Source organism: Planobispora rosea, assembly GCF_014648175.1.
In the GTDB taxonomy this organism is placed as follows: domain Bacteria; phylum Actinomycetota; class Actinomycetes; order Streptosporangiales; family Streptosporangiaceae; genus Planobispora; species Planobispora rosea.
In genome coordinates this window covers 16,769-33,814 of record NZ_BMQP01000012.1, presented here as the reverse complement: position 1 = coordinate 33,814, position 17,046 = coordinate 16,769, and the positions used below count along the sequence as shown (strand labels likewise).

Below are 17,046 nucleotides of genomic sequence, written 5' to 3'. Positions count from 1 at the left end.
GAGACTTCCCGACTACATCACCGGGCGCAGACTCGACCGGTCTACGACGCCGGAAGTAGCACGGAAATACGGCGTTATGGGGATGATCTACGCCCTGAGTGGTTCTAAGGTGCTGGGATGAGGCTCGATCGTGGGATGCGCCCGCAGGCAGCGGGCCCGGCGGCCCGGGTCCTGACCGCGGTCCGCGCCGCGGGGAAGGGATCTCCGGCGGCGGACGCGGCACTGGCGGTGCTGATCGCCGTCCTGCAGGAGGCCGGGGCACTGACCACGCCCGGCGCCGGCCTCCCGGACCACCTGGCCGTCCTGGCCGGTTCGCTCGCGCTCGCCGTACGCCGCCGGGCCCCGGTCGCGGTCCTGCTGACCGTCACGGCCTGCATGCTGTTCTACACCATGCGGAACACCCCGGGCCCGGCGCCGTCCTTCCCCGTCCTGATCGCCATCTACACCGTGGTCCGGGCGGGCCGTCCGCTGCCCGCGGCCGTCGCCGGCACCGTGTTCCTGGGCGGCGCCCTGGCCTCCCGCCTGGCCACCGCCTCCGGGCAGTCCGCGCAGGAGATCGTGCAGAGCACGATCCTGCTGCTCGGCTGGTTCCTCGCGGCCGGCGTCATGGGGACGGTCGGCCGGCATCAGCAGGCCTACCTGAGGCAGGCGGAGGAGCGGGCCGCCGAGGCCGAGCGCACCCGGGAGGAGGCCGCGCTGCGCCGGGCCGGGGAGGAACGGCTGCGCATCGCCCGGGAGCTGCACGACTCCCTCACCCACAGCATCTCGATCATCAAGGTGCAGGCCGGCGTCGCGGTCCACCTGGCCCGCAAGCGCGGCGAGGAGGCGCCGGACGCGCTGCTGGCCATCCAGGAGGCCGCCGGCGACGCGATGCGCGAGCTGCGCGCGACGCTGGAGGTGCTGCGCGAGCCGTCCGGCCAGTCCCCGGGCAGCGGGCTGGCCCACCTCGGCGACCTGGTGGACCGGGCCCGTGCGGCCGGCCTGCCCACCACCGTGACGGTCGTCGGCGAACGCCGCGCCCTGCCCTCCGCCGTCGACCACTCCGCCTACCGGATCGTCCAGGAGGCGCTCACCAACGTCGCCAGGCACGCGGGCCGGGCGTCGGCCGCGGTGCACATCGGTTACCGTCCCGGCGAGCTGGTGGTGCAGGTGGACGACGACGGCCACGCGAGCACGGACGCGCCCCCGACCCCCGGGAACGGGCTGACCGGCATGCGCGAACGCGTCACGGCCCTCGGCGGCCTGCTCCACGCCGAACCCCGCCCGGAGGGCGGCTTCACCGTCCGCGCCCGGCTCCCCGTGGAGGAGACATCGTGATCCGCGTGCTGCTCGTCGACGACCAGGCCCTGATCCGGGCGGGCTTCCGCGCGCTGCTGGAGGCCGAGGACGACATCGAGGTGGTCGCCGAGGCCGCCGACGGCGAGCGGGGCGTCGCCCTGGCCCGCGAGCACCTTCCCGACGTCGCGCTCGTCGACGTGCAGATGCCGGTGATGGACGGCATCGAGGCGACCCGGCGGATCGCGGCCGACCCGCGGCTGAGCGGCGTCCACGTGGTGATCCTGACCAACTACGGGCTGGACGAGTACGTCTTCGACGCCCTGCGCGCGGGCGCGGGCGGGTTCATGGTCAAGGACACCGACCCGGCCGACCTGCTGCAGGGCGTCCGGGTGGCCGCGCGGGGCGACGCGCTGCTCTCCCCGGGGATCACCCGCCGCCTGATCGACGAGTACGTCGCCCGCCGTCCCGTTCCCTCGGGCCGGGTGCTGGATCCTCTCACCAACCGTGAACGCGAGGTGACGGCGCTGGTCGCGCGCGGCATGTCCAACGACGAGATCGCCGCGCACATGGTGATCAGCCCGGCCACCGTCAAGACCCACGTCAGCCGGGCCATGATCAAACTCCATGCCCGCGACCGCGCCCAGCTCGTCGTCTTCGCCTACGAGTCCGGGCTGGTCGCCCCGCGCGGCTGAACCCGCCCGGACGCGCCGGGCACCGCGGCGGGAGGAGATCAGGCGTCGCCGAAGACCTCCCACGCCTGGATGAGCTGCCGGCTGACCGGGTCGTACTCCACCTTGGTGAGGACGGGGTACCGGGCGCCCTTCACCGCCCTGGCGAAGGACCGGGTGTCGCACGCCTTGGTGCCGAGGCCGTCGCGGTCGGCGTTGACGTGATTGGCCAGCCAGGAGTCACCGCACCTCCTCGTCGCGCGGTGGAAGTCCAGGAAGGTGTAGTGGAGCGTGACCCGCGACCTGCCCTTGGCGAAGACCACGGTCGTGTCGTTCACGCGCTTGACCGTGCCGAAGGCGGTCCTGGCGGCGGTCGGCAGCGCGATGAACTCGTGGACCCGCGGGACGGCGCCCGTCGAGATCCGGACCGGTGCGGGCCCGAGGCTGAGCACGAAGGACAGGTCGTCCTCCTTGCAGCGGGTCTTGCCCAGCCCCTTCTTGTCGAGCTTGACGACGCCCTCGGTCTCCTTCAGGTCGCACGCGGCGGTGATCCTGCGGAAGTCGGCGCCGGCGTAGCCGATCCGCCGCTCCTTGGCACCGGGGACGGGCGTGAGCTTGTAGCGCACGATGCCGTGCTGCTTGACGGGCGTCGCCTTCGCCGGCGTGATGCGCAGGGTGGAGGGGCCGTCGGCCCAGGCGAAGCCGTACAGCACCTCGGACGGCGCGGACCCGGCGGGCGCGGCGGCGGCCGGGCCGGTGGAGGCGGCGGCGGGCAGGGCGGCCAGACCGGTGGCGCAGGCGGCGAGGGCCGCGGTGAACACGGCGGCGGCGAGCGGACGCGTGGCGGGCACGGCGGCGGGCGGACGCGTGGCGGGTACGGCGGTGGCGGGCGGGCGCGGCATCGGGTGGTCTCCCCCAGTCGTGATTTCTCCATACGTAAGACTCCGGAGACCGCACGGAGGTTCGCATCCGACGGTGGATCGGGCATGGTCGCTCCCGGGCGGCCCGCCGGTCGGGGCCGCCCGGGAGCGGTCACCGCCGCGCCTCGTTCACGCAGCGCAGGACCGGGAAGCCGGTCAGCTCCGCCGGATCCAGGTCCCGTCCGGTGGCGACGTGGAAGACCGCGCTCTCGCCGGGGAGCAGGGTCACCAGCATGTCGTCCACCGATGCGGCGGGGTCGAGCCGGTCGGGGAACAGGGCCAGCTCGCGCAGGAGGGTGCGGGCGGTGACGGTCACCCGGTAGCCGCCCTGGACCGGCTCGGCCCGCGCGTCATAGGCCGCCTCGGGGAGGGCCACGCGGGTGTCCTCGGCGAAGAAGGCCACCGTACGGACCTCGCCGAGGCGTACCGCGAGCAGCTCCCGCGCGGGGTCACCGGGCGTCCCGGCCGCCGCGGGCACCTCCACCCTGGTCACCGACCGCGGCGTCACCTCCACCGCGACGGTCTCCTTGGCCAGCGGCTCGCCGTCCAGGCTGTGCCGGACCAGCTCCAGCTCGCCCCGCCACGCCTCGGCGCTGTCGTTGACCACCGCGACCACGTCGCCCTGGACGCTGAGCAGGCGGTCGGCGTAGACGCGCCGCAGGGTGTACCAGAGCGGTTTGCGCCGGCCGTCGCCGTCGACGGCGGCCCAGGAGATCACCGGCCAGCAGTCGTTGAGCTGCCAGACGATCGTGCCCATGCAGTGCGGCGCCAGCCCGCGGAACCGCTCGATGCCGAAGGCCACCGCCCGCGCCTGGTTGAGCTGGGTCAGGTAGTGCCACTCGTCGAACGTCCCGGGTCTGGGCAGGTGCTCTCCCAGGCCGCGCAGGAGCTTGCCGCTGCCGTCGACCGCCTTCTGGTGGTGCAGCACCAGCGGGGCGTCGGGGACCAGCTCACCGCTGACGGCGCGGCGCAGGGTCGCGTACGCGGGCGGCCCCTGGAAGCCGAACTCCGCGACGAACCGGGGGGCGTAGGCGGCGTAGCGGGTGTAGTCCTCGCGGTTCCACACGTCCCAGATGTGGATGGTGCCGCTCGCCGGGTCGTTGGGCGGCAGGTCGGGAGCGCCCGAGTAAGGGCTGCCCGGCCAGTAGGGACGGGTGGGATCCAGCTCGGCGACGATCGACGGGAGCAGGTCGTAGTAGAAGCCGGAGCCCCAGCTGCGCCCTCCGAGCTCCTCCTGCCAGCCCCAGTCGGCGTGACCTTCGAGGTTCTCGTTGTTGCCGCACCACAGCACCAGGCTGGGGCGGTGCGCGAGCCGGGCCACGTTCTGGCGGGCCTCGGCCTCCACCTCCGAGCGGAAGGGCTCCTCCTCCGGGTAGGCCGCGCAGGCGAAGGGGAAGTCCTGCCAGACCATCAGGCCCCGCTCGTCGGCGAGGTCGTAGAAGTCCTCGCTCTCGTACAGGCCGCCGCCCCAGACGCGCAGCAGGTTGACGCCCGTGTCGAGCGCCTGCTCGAACCGCCCGGCCAGGCGCTCCCGGGTCACCCGGTTGGGGAAGCAGTCGTCGGGGATCCAGTTGACGCCCCGGACGAAGACCGGGACGTCGTTGACGCGCAGGGTGAAGGCGCCGTCGGTCCGGTCGAGCCGGACGGAGCGGAACCCGATCTTCCTGGTCACCGTGCCGAGAGTCCCGGCCGCGGTGACGACGGCCTCGGTGACGGCCTCGGTGACGGCCTCGGTGACGGCCTCGGTGACGGCCTCGGTGACGGCCTCGGTGACGGCCTTGGCGGCGGTCTTGGCGGCGGCCTCGTCCAGCCGCACGGTCAGGTCGTAGCGGGGCTGCGCGCCGTACCCGCGCGGCCACCACCGCTCCGGCTCCGGGACGGTCAGCGTGAGGACGCCGCGCCGCTCGCCGGCCGCGAGCCGTACCTCCGCTGTGACGTCCGGGGCCCCCGGAACCCCCGCCACCTCGGCGGTGACCGTGAGCGGATCCTCCGTGACGCGGTCGACGGTGACGTGCACCTCGACCCGGCCGTCGGCGCCCTCCATGGTCACCAGCGGCCGTACCCCGGCCAGCCGGGCGCCGCTCCAGCTCTCCAGTCCGATCGGCCGCCAGATGCCGGAGGTGACCAGCGTCGGGCCCCAGTCCCAGCCGAAGTTGCAGGCCATCTTGCGGATGAACGGGTACGGCTCGGCGTAGGGGCCCGGACGCCCGCCCAACGCGGCCCGCCGGGCCTCGGCGTAGGCGTACGGGGACTCGAAGAGCACGGTGAGCGTGTTGTCGCCCTCGCGCAGCAGGTGCCGGACCGGGAAGCGGTGGGAACGGTGCTGGTTGGCGGTCTCCGCGATCCGCACGTCGTTGAGGATCACGGTGGCGGCCGTGTCGAGCCCCTCGCAGACCAGGTCGGTCCGCTCGTGCCCGTCCGCGGTCCAGGAGAACCTGGTCTCGTAGATCCAGCCGGTCCGGCCGATCCAGGCCAGCCGTGTCTCGTTGTCGTCCAGGTAGGGGTCCTCGATGAGCCCGGCGGCGAGCAGGTCGGTGTGCACGCAGCCGGGAACGGTCGCGGGCACGCCCGCCACTCCGGCATCCCGCGAGACGGCCGTGAGGGTCCAGCCGTCGTGCAGCGGACGGTACGAACGCAAGGAGGCTCCTTCTGGGTCGCTTCCGGCGGCGCCCCGGTTCGGCGGGGCGCCCGGCGTGATCATTTGTCGCGGACCGGCGGGACGGTCACTCCGGGCAGCCGTCGAGCCGGGCGCACGCCACGAAGTGCCCCTCCTCGGCCTCGGACAGCCCTCCGGACGCCCCGCCCCGGTGGTAGAGGCAGTCCGTCACCGGCTCGGCGTCCTCCCAGGGGGCGTGGAGGCGGGGGACGGCGGCCAGCAGCTGCCGCGTGTAGGGGTGCAGGGGGTTGCCGAAGACCTTGTCGGTCAGCCCCATCTCGACCACCTTCCCGTGCCGGAGCACGACGGTGCGCTCGGCCAGGTAGGTGCCCAGCGAGAGGTCGTGCGTGACGTACAGCACCCCCAGGCCGCGCTCCTTCAGCTCGGCCAGCAGGTTGAGCACGTCGATGCGGGTGGAGGCGTCGAGCATGCTGGTGATCTCGTCGGCGACCAGCAGTTTGAGGTCCAGCAGCAGCGCCCGGGCGATCAGGAGGCGCTGCAGCTGGCCGCCGCTGAGCTGGTGCGGGTACCGGCCGAGGACCTGGTCGGGGTCGAGCCGCACGTCCCGGATCGTGGCGTGCACCCGCTCGGCCCAGTCCGTCTCCCGGACTTCCGGGTAGTACGCCTGCCTGATCATCTGGAACACCCGGTCGGCCTTGAACACCGGGTTGTAGCTGCTGAAGGGGTCCTGGAAGACGCCCTGGACGTGCCGGTAGTACTCCTTGCCCGGCCTGACGGGGGCGCCGTCCAGGGTGATCGAGCCCCCGGTGACCGGGGTCAGGCCGAGGATCATCTTGCCGATCGTGCTCTTGCCGCTGCCGCTCTCCCCGATGAGGGAGACGACCTCGCCGGGCCGCACGTCGAAGCTCACGTCGCCGACCGCGGTCAGCGTCTTGCCGCCGAAGGCGCCGACCCGGTAGACCTTCGTGACGTTGTCGAGTTTCAGCATCAGGCCTTCCAGCACGCGACGGAGTGGTTGGGCGCGACCTCGACCACCGGCGGCTCCTGCTCGCACTGGCCGAAGGCGAGGGGGCAGCGGTCCCTGAATCGGCAGCCCTTGGGCGGGTTCAGCAGCGAGGGCGGGCTGCCGGCGATGCCGGCCAGCTTCCGCTCGGCGTACCGCACGCCGACCTCGGGCAGCGAGTTGATCAGCAGGCGGGTGTACGGGTGCCGGGGCGCCTCGATGATCTCCTTGGCCGGGGCCTTCTCGGCGAGCCTGCCCGCATACATGATCATGATCGTGTCGGCGATCTGGTAGGTCAGCGAGAGGTCGTGGGTGACGAAGATCATGCTCTTGACGAGGCCGTCGTCGCGGAAGCCGGCCAACGCCCCGGCGACCGCCTTCTGGGTGGACACGTCCAGGGCGGAGGTGATCTCGTCGGCGATGAGCAGCGACGGGTCGAGGAGGGTGGAGACGACCATGACCATGCGCTGCTTCATGCCGCCGGACAGTTCGATCGGGTAGCGGTCCAGGACCTCGTGCGGGAGCCCCACGGCGTCCAGCCGCCCGCGCAGTTTCCCGGCGTCCGGCGTGACCCCGCGGGAGCGCAGGAGCTCGGTCACCATCTTGCCGATCTTGCGGGTCGGGTTCAGGGCGCTCATCGAGTACTGCGGGACGAGGGAGACGCGGTGGAAGCGGAAGGCGTTCATCCGCCGGTCGTCCCCGATCGGCAGCTCCTCGCCGTCGAGTTCGACCGTGCCGCCGGTGTGGCGCATCCGGCCGTCCATCCGGATGAGGCTCTTGGCCAGCGTCGTCTTGCCGCAGCCCGACTCCCCCGCCAGGCCGAGGATCTCCCCGTCCCCCACCTCGAACGAGACCCCGTCGAGCGCCTTCACCTCGCCCTTGAGGGTTTTGTAGTACACCTTCAGATCGTTGACCCGCAGGCTCATGTCTCCCTCAGCTTCGGGTTGAAGACCTCGTCGAGGCCGACGTTGGCGACGTACAGGGCGCCCACCACCGCGGTGATCCCGGCGCCCGGCGGGATGAACCACCACCACATGCCCAGCTGCATCGCGCTCCACTGGTTGGCGTTCTGCAGCATCAGCCCGAGCGAGATGCCCTCGGTGGGGCCGAGCCCGATGAAGTCGAGCGAGGAGGCGATGAGGATCGAGCCGCCGAACAGCAGGATGAACGTCATGAACAGGTAGGAGCTCATGTTCGGCGCGATCTCCCTGGTGATGATCCTCCAGGTGCTCGCCCCGCTGAGCCTGGCCAGGTCCACGAAGTCGCGGGTGCGCAGCGAGAACGTCTGCGCCCTGATCGCCCGCGCCGCCCACGGCCAGGAGGTCAGGCCGATGAACAGGGCCTGCGCGCCGACGCTGCGCACGCCCAGGTAGGCGTTGATGATCAGCAGTACGGCCAGCGTGGGGATGACGAGGACGATGTTGGTGAGCATGTTCAGCGCCTCGTCGACCAGCCCGCCCCGGTAGCCGGCGACGAAGCCGACCAGCATGCCGATGACCGCGGCGATGCCGCCGCCGAGGACGCCGACCGCGAAGGTCGTGCGCAGGCCGTGCACGAACTGGGTGAAGACGTCCTGGCCGAACGTCGTGGTACCGAACCAGTGCTCCCCCGAGGGCGGCTGCATGGGCTGGGTGCCGTACGCGTTGGGTGTCCCGCCGATCAGCACGGGGCCGAGCAGGCCCAGCAGGAGCAGGAGCAGGACGATGGCCAGGCCGGTCACCAGCTTGCCGTTGCGCAGGGCGAAGTGCAGGGCCTCACGCCGTACGGCCGCGGGGGCCGCCGCGTCCTGGGCGGGGACTTCCTGAAGTGCCGTCATGCCTGCGCACCCGCCATTCCCGCCCGCGTCCGGGGATCGACCACGACGTAGACGATGTCGATGATGAAGTTGGCGATCAGGACGCCGAGCACGATGAACAGGAACGTGCCCTGCAGCAGGAAGAAGTCCTGGTTCTGGATCGCCTTGAGGATCAGGCTGCCCAGCCCGGGATAGGAGAAGACGATCTCGGTCACCAGGGCGCCCGCCACCAGCACGCCCAGTTGCAGCGCCAGGCCGGTGATCTGCGGCAGGACCGCGTTCCTGAAGGCGTACCTGCGGATCAGCCGCTGCGGCGCGCCGAGCGCGGACAGGTAGTTCGAGTAGTCCGACTCCAGCTCATAGATGATCATGTTCCGCATGCCGATCGCCCAGCCGCCGAGCGCGACCAGGAAGAGGGAGGCGAACGGGAGCGTCCAGTGGTGGAGCAGGTCGAGGATGAAGTCCCAGGACCAGTTGGGCCGCATCGAGAAGCTGTAGCCCCCCGCGACCGGGAAGATCCCCGCGACGACCCCCAGCCCCCAGGCCAGGAGCACCGCCAGCCACATGTACGGCATCGCGGTCAGGACGTATCCGACCGGCAGGACCGCGTTGTCCAGTGCCTTGCGCCGGGCGGCGAAGGCCCCGAACCAGTTGCCCACGACCCAGCTGAGCAGCACCGCCGGGATCATCAGTGCCAGCGTGTACGGCACGGCCCCCAGGATGACCTCGCTCACCGGGCTGGGGAACGCCCAGATGCTGATCCCGAAGTCACCTTGGAACAGGGCCGCCCAGAAGTTGAGGTATTGCTGCCAGATCGGCTGGTCGAGGCCGAAGAGCTCGGTGTAGTAGGCCCGCATCGTCTCCGCCGCCGCGGGATTGCTCGCCCCCGCTCTCGCGACCATGCTCGAGATCGGATCGCCCGGCATGAACCGCGGGACCATCCAGTTGATCGTGACGGCGACGAAGAACGTCAGCCCGTAGACCAGAAGTTTCCGACCGAAGTATCGGCGCACGAGGAGTCTCCCAGGACAGGCCGCCCCCTCCCCCCGGAGGAGGAGGAAGGAGGGGGCGGGGTCATTCGGTCAGGAGGCGTTGGGCTGCAGCTGCGTGAGCGTCTCGAACCCGCCCAGCTCCATCCAGTTGCGCCACATCGTGGGTGCCGTCTTGGGCGCGTTGCCCACCGAGGACGGCCAGTTCTTCCAGGTCGTGTTGCTGACCTGGGACCACAGACCGTTGTACCAGAGCGGGATGATCGGCAGCTCCTCCAGGTGGATCTTCTGGATCTCGGAGATGGCCTTCTTCATGCCCTCGACGTCGTCCGTCTTGACCTGGTCGAGCTGCTGGACCAGCTTCCAGAGCTCCTTGTTCTCGTACCGGCCGAAGTTGACCGTGTTCTGCGTCTTCTGGATCGGGAGCTGGAACATGTAGTCGTAGTAGGTCCACGGGGTGTTCGACAGCTGGCGCTCGTTGTTGATGAGCATGTCGAAGTCGCCCTTGCTCCGCCTGTCGACCAGGGCGTTGAAGTCGGGGAAGTCGGGGGTGACGCTGATCCCCGCCTCCTTCGCGCTGGCCGAGATGACCCGGATCGCCTCCATCCAGTCGGTCCAGCCGGAGGGCACGATGATGCTCAGATCGATCTTCGAGCCGTCCTTGTTCTCCACCAGCCCGTCGCCGTCGCGGTCCCGGTAACCCGCGTCGGCCAGCATCTTCTTGGCCTTGCCCACGTCGTAGGAGAAGCCGCTCTGACCCACCACGCCCTGGTCGACGAACTGCTCCCACTGGGGCAGCAGACCGGTCGGGCTGGCGGGCTTGACCAGGTTCCCGTAGACGCCCTCGACGATCTGCTTGGTGTTGATCGAGCTGGCGAGGGCCTTGCGGAAGGCCGGGTCGTCCATCGGCTTCTTGGTGGTGTTGAGCACCAGGAAGGCGGTGTTGGCCGAGAGCATGTACGGCGGCTCGGGGTAGTAGGTGGAGATGCCGAAGTTGCCCTTGACCAGGTTCGCCGCGCCGGGGAGGAAGTTGTTGCTGAGGTCCATGCCCTTCTGCAGCAGCAGGCCCATCGCCACCTCGTTGCTGGAGTTGACGATGTCGACGATGTACTTGGGCTTGGGCTCCATGTTGAGCGCCGTCTTGCCCCACCAGTTGTCGCGGCGCTGCCAGATGACCCGGTCCTGGTCGTGGCTCATGTACGTGTAGGCGCCGGTGCCGACCGGGTTCTCGTTCTTGCCGTCCAGCACCTCCTGCTCGGAGCGGCCCTGCCAGACGTGCTGGGGCACGATGGCCCGGCTGTAGAGCTGGAAGTCCCACTCCTGGTAGTTGGCCGTGGAGAAGGTGACCCTCACGGTCTGGTCGTCGACCGCCTCGGCCTTCTCGATCCACTCCCAGATGTTGTGGAACGGAACCGTCTCCATCTTGCCGAGTTCGAGGGTGAAGACGACGTCCTTGGCCGTGAAGGGCTTCCCGTCCGACCAGGTGACGCCCTGGCGGAGCTTGATCTCGTAGGTCTTGTCGTCCGTCCAGCTCCCGCTCTCGGCCAGCCACGGGACGAGCTTGGAGGTGTTCGGGTCGAAGTGGAACAGCGACTCGTAGACCAGCCCCTCCGTCCCGGTCGCGTAGTCCCACTCGCGGATCGGGTTGAAGTTGGACGGCGGGCCCCACTGCGTGCCGCTGGTGTAGAGCGTCTCGTGGCGCGGCAGCGAGTTGGGGTTGGCCGGGTTGACGGCGGACGTGTTCCCCGCCTGGGTGTTCTGCGGGGCGGGCGTGGGCTCGCCGCTCGTACAGGCCGCGGCGAGCAGGCCCGCGGCCAGGACCGGGATCACGATCCGCACGGGGTTTCGCATCGTCTCTCTCCTTCCCCCGCGCACTGTGCGGAGGTCCGAACGTCTTCCAGCCCCGATGAGAATCCGGAGGTCAGAGATCCTCCGGCAGTGGGAGCGCTCCCACGTCGTAGGCACGCACGTCCCCTTTCCCGAACCACAGGGAGGGGGGTGTCCCCCACCACCCGCGGACAGGCAGTCGGCACTCCCCGCTCACGCCGCCGAAACGGTGAACCGGGTAAGTACGGCGAACGTAAATTCCGCGTAACCGCGCCGTCAATAGCCGTGACTCGTTTGAGACGTCTCCCGGGAGGTCCTCCGGGCCAAGGGACAGAGAGAGTGCTACCGCGCGCGGACACCGGGAGTAAAGTCTGCTCGACACATGATTAATCGGTTCAACCAGGGGGTTCAGTGAAGCGACCGACGATCGCCGATATCGCTCGCCGGGCGGGCGTGTCCAAAGTGGCGGTCTCCTACGCGCTGAACGACCGCCCCGGGGTGTCGGAGGCGAAACGGGCCGTCATCAAGGCCATCGCCGAGGAGATCGGCTGGCGCCCCAACAGCGCGGCGCGCGCGCTCAGCGGGGCGCGGGCCCACACCATCGGCCTGACCGTGTGCCGCCCGGCCCGGATCCTGGGCGTCGAGCCGTTCTTCATGGAGTTGATCAGCGGGATCGAGAGCGAGCTCTCGGCCCGGTCGTACGCGTTGATGCTCCAGGTGGTGACCGATCCCGGGCAGGAGGTGGAGATCTACCGGCGCTGGTGGGGCGAGCGGCGGGTGGACGGCGCGATCCTGGTGGACCTGCGCTTCTCCGACCCGCGCGTCACCGAGCTGGAGGAACTCGGGCTGCCGGTCGTCGTGCTCGGCCACCCCTCGGAGGCGGGCACGCTCGTACCCGTCTGGTCCGACGACACCGTGGCCGTCCGGGAGGCCGTCGAGTATCTGACGGCGCTGGGGCACCGCCGGATCGCCCGGGTCGCCGGGCTGCCCGAGCTCGTCCACACCGTCCTGCGCGACCAGGCCTTCACCGCCGTGTGCCGGGAGCTCGGGCTGGAGAGCCACACCATCATGCACACCGACTACACCGGAGATGAGGGCGCGCGGGCCACCCGCCGCCTGATCGGCTCGCCCGCCCGGCCGACCGCGATCGTCTACGACAACGACATCATGGCCGTGGCCGGCCTGTCCGCGGCCCAGGAGATGCGGCTCGACGTGCCGGGGGACCTGTCCATCGTGGCGTGGGACGACTCCCCGCTCTCCCAGGTGGTCCGCCCCGCGCTGACCGCGCTCAGCCGTGACATCCCCGCCTACGGCGCCCACGCCGCCAGGACCCTGCTCTCGCTGGTCGCCGGGGAGGGTGAGGTCACCGGCGGGGAGATCACCGGCTTCGAGGACCGGGCGGCCCGGCTCGTCCCCCGCGGCAGCACCGCCCCGCCCCCGGCGGGCTGACCCGCCTCTGCCGGACGTCACCGCCCCGGCGGACCGCCTCATCCCGGCCGGACATCGCCGCCCCCGCGGACCGCCTCTCATCCCGGCCGGACATCGCCTCGCGCCGGGGTGACGAGGCCGCTCTCGTAGGCGGCGATGACGAGCTGGGCGCGGTCGCGCGCGGCGAGTTTGGCGAGCAGGCGGCCGATGTGGGTCTTGACCGTCGCGAGGCTCAGGTGCAGGTGGGCGGCGATCTCGGCGTTCGACAGGCCGCGGGCGATCAGCGTGAGCACCTCCCGCTCCCGCTCGGTCACCCCCTCCAGTCCCCGGACGACCGGCTGGACGGGGACGCGGGTGAACTCCTCGATCAGCCTGCGCGTGACGGCCGGTGCGAGCAGTGCCTCGCCCGAGGCCACCACCCTGATCGCGGCGAGCAGGTCGGCCGGCGGCGCGTCCTTCAGCAGGAAGCCGCCGGCCCCGGCGCGCAGGGCCGCGTAGACGTAGGCGTCGAGGTCGAACATGGTCACGACCAGCACCCTCGCCCGGCCGTCGATCCGCCGGGTCGCCTCGATCCCGTCCATCTCGGGCATGCGCACGTCCATCACCACCACGTCGGGGCTCTCCCGCATGGTGAGCTCGACGGCCTCGGCCCCCGTCCCGGCCTCACCGACCACCGTCAGGTCGGGCTCGGACTCGACCAGCACCCGGAAGCTGCCCCGGATCAGGGCCTGGTCGTCGGCGATGAGCACCCGGATCACGATTTTTCCTCGTACGGCAGGCAGGCCGCCACACGGAAGCCCCGTCCCGGCCCGGGACCGGCCTCGAACGCGCCGCCGTACAGCATGACCCGCTCCCGCATCCCGATCAACCCGTGCCCCTCCCCCTCCGACGGCGGTGTCCCGTACCCGGGGCCGTCGTCGGTCACCTCGATCCGCACCCGCCTGCCGCCCCGGCCGCCGACGGCCTCCACCGCCACCCGGCAGTGCCCGGGGGCCGCGTGTTTGACCACGTTCGTGAGCGCCTCCTGCACGATCCGGTACACCGACAGCCCCACCCCCTCCGGCAGCCCGTCGGCGCCGCGCACGTCGAGTTCGACGGTGACGCCCGCCGACCCCGCCCGCTCGGCCAGGCCGGGGAGCCCGGCGATGCCCGGGACGGGACCCGGACCGGCCGGGTCCGCGCGCAGCACCCCGAGCAGGCGGCGCATCTCCACCAGCGCGCTCCGGCTCTCGGTCTCGATCACGCGCAGCGCGTCGTGCGCCTCCTCGGGGCGGGTGCGCACGACGTGGTTGGCCACCCCCGCCTTGATCGCGATCAGTCCCATGCTGTGCGCGACCACGTCGTGCAGCTCCCGGGCGATGCGCAGCCGCTCCCCCACCACCGCGTCGCGGGCCAGCCGCTCGGCGGTCCAGGCGGCGTAGGCCCGGCGCTCGCCGACGGCCCGTCCCACCGTCCAGGCTCCGACCAGGGCCGCCACACCGAACATGACGCCGCCGAAGAGCCCGGTCGACGGGGCGGGCGTCCCCGCCACCGCCACCCCGGCCACCACCGCCACGGCGAGCCCGGTGACGCCCTGGGACGGCGTCCGCCCGCCGCGCCGGCTGGTCAGCGCCACCGTGTAGAGCGCATAGGCGGGCGCGACGTACGCGGCGGCCGTCACCTGGAGGGCCATGGCCGCCACCGCCGGTACGAGCACGACGCAGAAGACGGTCCTCGGCCAGAGCCGCCGCACGGCCAGCGGCAGCCCGAGCGCGAGGGGCAGCGCGAGCCTGGCCCACTCCGGGGCGGCGGAACGGGCCGCGATCGTGAGGAGGAAGAGTGAGACGGCCGCTCCCGCCAGGCAGTCGAACACGATCAGCTGACCACGGCTCAGCCGCCGGGCGAAGGGGGAGGGGGCCGTGTCCACACGCGTGACGGTAGGGGAAGGGGCGGTGTCCACACGCGTGACGGTAGGGGAAGGGGCCGTGTCCACATCCCCGACGGTATCCGGCCGCGGGCCGCCCGGCCTCAGCCTCCGGGCGGTCATACCCCGGTCCGATGTGCGGGGCGCCCGCCGTACGAGAACGTCGGTGTGTGATCGAAGTGAGAGAGCTGACCAAACGCTACGGGGACACCGCCGCCCTCGACGGGCTGTCCTTCCGGGTGGAGCCGGGACACGTGACCGGTTTCCTCGGCCCGAACGGCTCGGGCAAGTCGACCACGATGCGCATCGTGCTCGGGCTCGACGCGCCCACCTCCGGGGAGGCGCTCGTGAAAGGGCGGCGCTACGCCACGCTCCCCCGGCCGGCGCACACGGTGGGGGCGCTGCTGGACGCCACCGCGGTGCACGGCGGGCGCAACGCGTTCGACCACCTGTCCTGCCTGGCCCTCGCGGGCGGGATCGGTCCGTCGCGGGTCGCCGAGGTGCTGGAGACGGTCGGGCTGACGGGGGTCGCGCGGAGGCTGGTCGGCGGGTTCTCGCTGGGCATGAAGCAGCGGCTCGGCATCGCCGCCGCGCTGCTGGGGGACCCGGAGGTGCTGATGTTCGACGAGCCGGTCAACGGGCTCGACCCCGAGGGGGTGCGCTGGATCCGCGAGCTGCTGCGCTCTCTCGCCGCCGAGGGCAGGACGGTGCTGCTCTCCAGCCACCTGATGAGCGAGATGGCGCTCACGGCCGACCGTCTCGTCGTCATCGGCCGCGGCAGGCTCATCGCCGACACCACGGTCGAGGAGCTGACGGGCCGCTATCCGACGCTGGAGGACGCCTACCTGGCACTGACCGCCGGGAGCGTCGAGTACGGGGCACCCCGATGACCGGCGCCCTGTCCCCGGGGCGGCCGAAGACGACCGGCGTCCTGTCCTCGGAGTGGCTGAAGCTGCGCTCCGTCCGCTCCACCCACCACGCGCTCGGCGCCGCCGCCGCGATCGTGCTCCTCGGCGCCGTCTGGACCTACTACGTCGGGACCGTCTGGGACGGTCGTGACCCGGCCGCGCGGGCCGCCTTCCGCGCCGCGGCGCCGGAGGACGGGTTCCTTCCGTTCCTGCAGATGGTGCTGGGCGTCCTCGGCGTGCTGGCGATCACCTCCGAGTACGCCACGGGGATGGTCCGCACCAGTCTCGTCGCCGTCCCCGACCGGCGGCGGCTGTTCCTGGCCAAGACGGGCGTCCTGACGGTCCTGACGCTCGTCGTCGGCCACGCGGTCCTGCTGGCGACGTACGCGGTGAGCCGGATCATCGCGGGTGAGCGCACGATGGGCTTCAACGCCGGCCCGTTCACCGCCGACCTGCCCCTGCTGCTCGCGGCCGGGCTCTCGGTGACCGTGCTGGCACTGTTCGGGCTGGGGATGGGTACGGTCACCCGGTCCACCGCGGGCGGGGTCGCCTCGGTCGCCGTCCTGCTGTTCGTCCTGCCCGGCGTGGCCGGTGTCCTGCCCGAGCCGTGGAACACGCGGGTCTTCGCGCTGTTCCCGATAGCCCTCGTACGGCAGATCGCCGGTGACCCCGTCGCCACGCAGGCCGGCGCCGGAGCGCTCCCGCCGCTCGTGGCGCTGGCCGTGCTGGCGGGGTACGCGGTCGTCGCGGTGGCGGCCGGCATGGTCTCCTTCACGCGGAGGGACGCGTGAGGGCAGGCCGGACGGACCGGCGCCGGCGGTGGCCGGCGCGGCGGCTCGCGGACGTGGTGCGCAGGAGGTGGGCCTGGCTGCTCGCCGGGCTCGGCGGGCTGCTCGTCGCGGCGGTCGCCGTGGTCGCGGTGGCCTTCCCGTCCGTCGTGGCCGTGACCTGCCCGGGTTGCTACGGGCTGGAGGAGGTGGCGCCGGGTCTGTACGCCGAGCCGGACCTGCCGCCGGACCGGCGACGGCAGGTGATCGAGATCATGGAGGCGGCCGGGCGGCGCGTCCGCGACTTCTACGGCGGCCGGGGGAGTGCGCCGCGCGTCCTGGTCTGCGCGACGGACGACTGTTACCGCCGGATCGGCGGGGGCGGGGAGCGGGGCATCGCGATCCTCAACCGCGCGGTGATGTTGTCGCCGCGCGGCATCCACCCGGTGATCGCCGCGCACGAGCTGTCCCACGTCGAGCTGGACAGCCGGCTCGGCACGGCAGGTGTGCCGAAGTGGTTCGACGAGGGCCTGGCCGTCGTGGTCTCCGGCGACCCGCGCTACCTCGCGCCGGAGACGGCCCCGGACCGGTGCCTGGCCGAACCCGGGGTCGTCCTTCCCGGGATGCCGGGGGAACGGCCGCGCGCGGCCACCGACGGTGAGCGGTTCTACGCCCGGTCCGCCTGCCGGGTGAGCCGGTGGATGAGCGCCGCCGGCGGGCCCGCCGCCGTACACCGTCTGATCGGGCGTCTGGCCGGAGGAGAGGACTTCGCCGCGGTCTTCCCGCCTTCCGCCGCGGGTTCCCGGATGCCGCGGGTTCCCCGGATGCCGCGGGTTCCCTGAATGCCGCGGGTTCCCTGAATCAGGCATTCACCCGGGTTCCGCGGGCAGAGAGCCTGCGACGGGTCCCCGGGGCGGAACGTTCCCGGTGACGGCCGGAGCGG

Annotated in this window: 14 protein-coding genes and 1 pseudogene; 6 read left to right on the top strand and 9 right to left on the bottom strand. The window is 71.8% G+C overall.

Translation table 11 applies throughout. The features are described from left to right. The first annotated feature begins 117 nt into the window (after positions 1-117). Complete coding sequence (locus IEZ08_RS14120) at positions 118-1,317, top strand: sensor histidine kinase (RefSeq protein ID WP_229803099.1); 1,200 nt, start codon at positions 118-120, stop codon at positions 1,315-1,317. Beyond that, on the top strand, positions 1,314-1,970 hold the full coding sequence (locus tag IEZ08_RS14115; RefSeq protein ID WP_068928016.1) for a response regulator: 657 nt from the start codon (positions 1,314-1,316) through the stop codon (positions 1,968-1,970). The genes IEZ08_RS14120 and IEZ08_RS14115 overlap by 4 nt, the downstream gene beginning before the upstream one ends. A 38-nt stretch (positions 1,971-2,008) precedes the next feature. On the opposite strand, the gene IEZ08_RS14110 is transcribed toward IEZ08_RS14115, so the two are convergent. From IEZ08_RS14110 to IEZ08_RS14075, 7 genes are all read right to left on the bottom strand, one after another. Continuing rightward, positions 2,009-2,848, bottom strand: a complete 840-nt coding sequence (locus IEZ08_RS14110; RefSeq protein ID WP_189242279.1) for a hypothetical protein — start codon at positions 2,846-2,848, stop codon at positions 2,009-2,011. Between the two features lie 130 nt (positions 2,849-2,978). After that, positions 2,979-5,504 carry a glycoside hydrolase family 2 protein gene (locus IEZ08_RS39540; RefSeq protein WP_229803098.1) on the bottom strand — a complete coding sequence of 842 codons (2,526 nt, stop codon included), beginning with the start codon at positions 5,502-5,504 and terminating at the stop codon, positions 2,979-2,981. A gap of 85 nt (positions 5,505-5,589) precedes the next feature. After that, on the bottom strand, positions 5,590-6,471 hold the full coding sequence (locus IEZ08_RS14095; RefSeq protein ID WP_189242278.1) for an ABC transporter ATP-binding protein: 882 nt from the start codon (positions 6,469-6,471) through the stop codon (positions 5,590-5,592). Next, a complete protein-coding gene (locus tag IEZ08_RS14090; protein ID WP_068928019.1) occupies positions 6,471-7,412 on the bottom strand; it encodes an ABC transporter ATP-binding protein in 942 nt (313 codons plus the stop codon). The genes IEZ08_RS14095 and IEZ08_RS14090 overlap by 1 nt, the downstream gene beginning before the upstream one ends. After that, the gene (locus IEZ08_RS14085; protein WP_068928020.1) at positions 7,409-8,302 is read right to left on the bottom strand and encodes an ABC transporter permease; all 894 of its coding nucleotides are present in this window, start codon (positions 8,300-8,302) and stop codon (positions 7,409-7,411) included. Before IEZ08_RS14085 ends, IEZ08_RS14090 begins: the two co-directional genes overlap by 4 nt. After that, the gene (locus IEZ08_RS14080; RefSeq protein ID WP_068928021.1) at positions 8,299-9,294 is read right to left on the bottom strand and encodes an ABC transporter permease; all 996 of its coding nucleotides are present in this window, start codon (positions 9,292-9,294) and stop codon (positions 8,299-8,301) included. Before IEZ08_RS14080 ends, IEZ08_RS14085 begins: the two co-directional genes overlap by 4 nt. A 69-nt stretch (positions 9,295-9,363) precedes the next feature. Continuing rightward, on the bottom strand, positions 9,364-11,121 hold the full coding sequence (locus IEZ08_RS14075) for an ABC transporter substrate-binding protein (RefSeq protein WP_068928022.1): 1,758 nt from the start codon (positions 11,119-11,121) through the stop codon (positions 9,364-9,366). A gap of 387 nt (positions 11,122-11,508) precedes the next feature. Here IEZ08_RS14075 and IEZ08_RS14070 point away from each other — a divergent pair, with 387 nt between their 5' ends. Next, positions 11,509-12,546: a LacI family DNA-binding transcriptional regulator gene (locus tag IEZ08_RS14070; protein ID WP_068928023.1), complete on the top strand. Its 1,038-nt coding sequence runs from the start codon at positions 11,509-11,511 to the stop codon at positions 12,544-12,546. A gap of 77 nt (positions 12,547-12,623) precedes the next feature. On the opposite strand, the gene IEZ08_RS14065 is transcribed toward IEZ08_RS14070, so the two are convergent. Continuing rightward, on the bottom strand, positions 12,624-13,283 hold the full coding sequence (locus IEZ08_RS14065; RefSeq protein WP_068928024.1) for a response regulator: 660 nt from the start codon (positions 13,281-13,283) through the stop codon (positions 12,624-12,626). Continuing rightward, positions 13,280-14,431 carry a sensor histidine kinase gene (locus IEZ08_RS14060; protein ID WP_068928025.1) on the bottom strand — a complete coding sequence of 384 codons (1,152 nt, stop codon included), beginning with the start codon at positions 14,429-14,431 and terminating at the stop codon, positions 13,280-13,282. The genes IEZ08_RS14065 and IEZ08_RS14060 overlap by 4 nt, the downstream gene beginning before the upstream one ends. A 167-nt stretch (positions 14,432-14,598) precedes the next feature. On the opposite strand from IEZ08_RS14060, the pseudogene IEZ08_RS14055 reads away from it, so the two are divergent. The 3 genes and pseudogenes from IEZ08_RS14055 to IEZ08_RS14045 all read left to right on the top strand — a co-directional run. Continuing rightward, a pseudogene (locus IEZ08_RS14055) lies at positions 14,599-15,288 on the top strand (ABC transporter ATP-binding protein); the annotation flags it as partial. A 26-nt stretch (positions 15,289-15,314) separates the two neighbouring features. After that, positions 15,315-16,127: an ABC transporter permease gene (locus tag IEZ08_RS14050; protein WP_068928027.1), complete on the top strand. Its 813-nt coding sequence runs from the start codon at positions 15,315-15,317 to the stop codon at positions 16,125-16,127. Beyond that, positions 16,124-16,945 carry a hypothetical protein gene (locus IEZ08_RS14045; protein WP_189242276.1) on the top strand — a complete coding sequence of 274 codons (822 nt, stop codon included), beginning with the start codon at positions 16,124-16,126 and terminating at the stop codon, positions 16,943-16,945. The genes IEZ08_RS14050 and IEZ08_RS14045 overlap by 4 nt, the downstream gene beginning before the upstream one ends. Positions 16,946-17,046 lie beyond the last annotated feature (101 nt).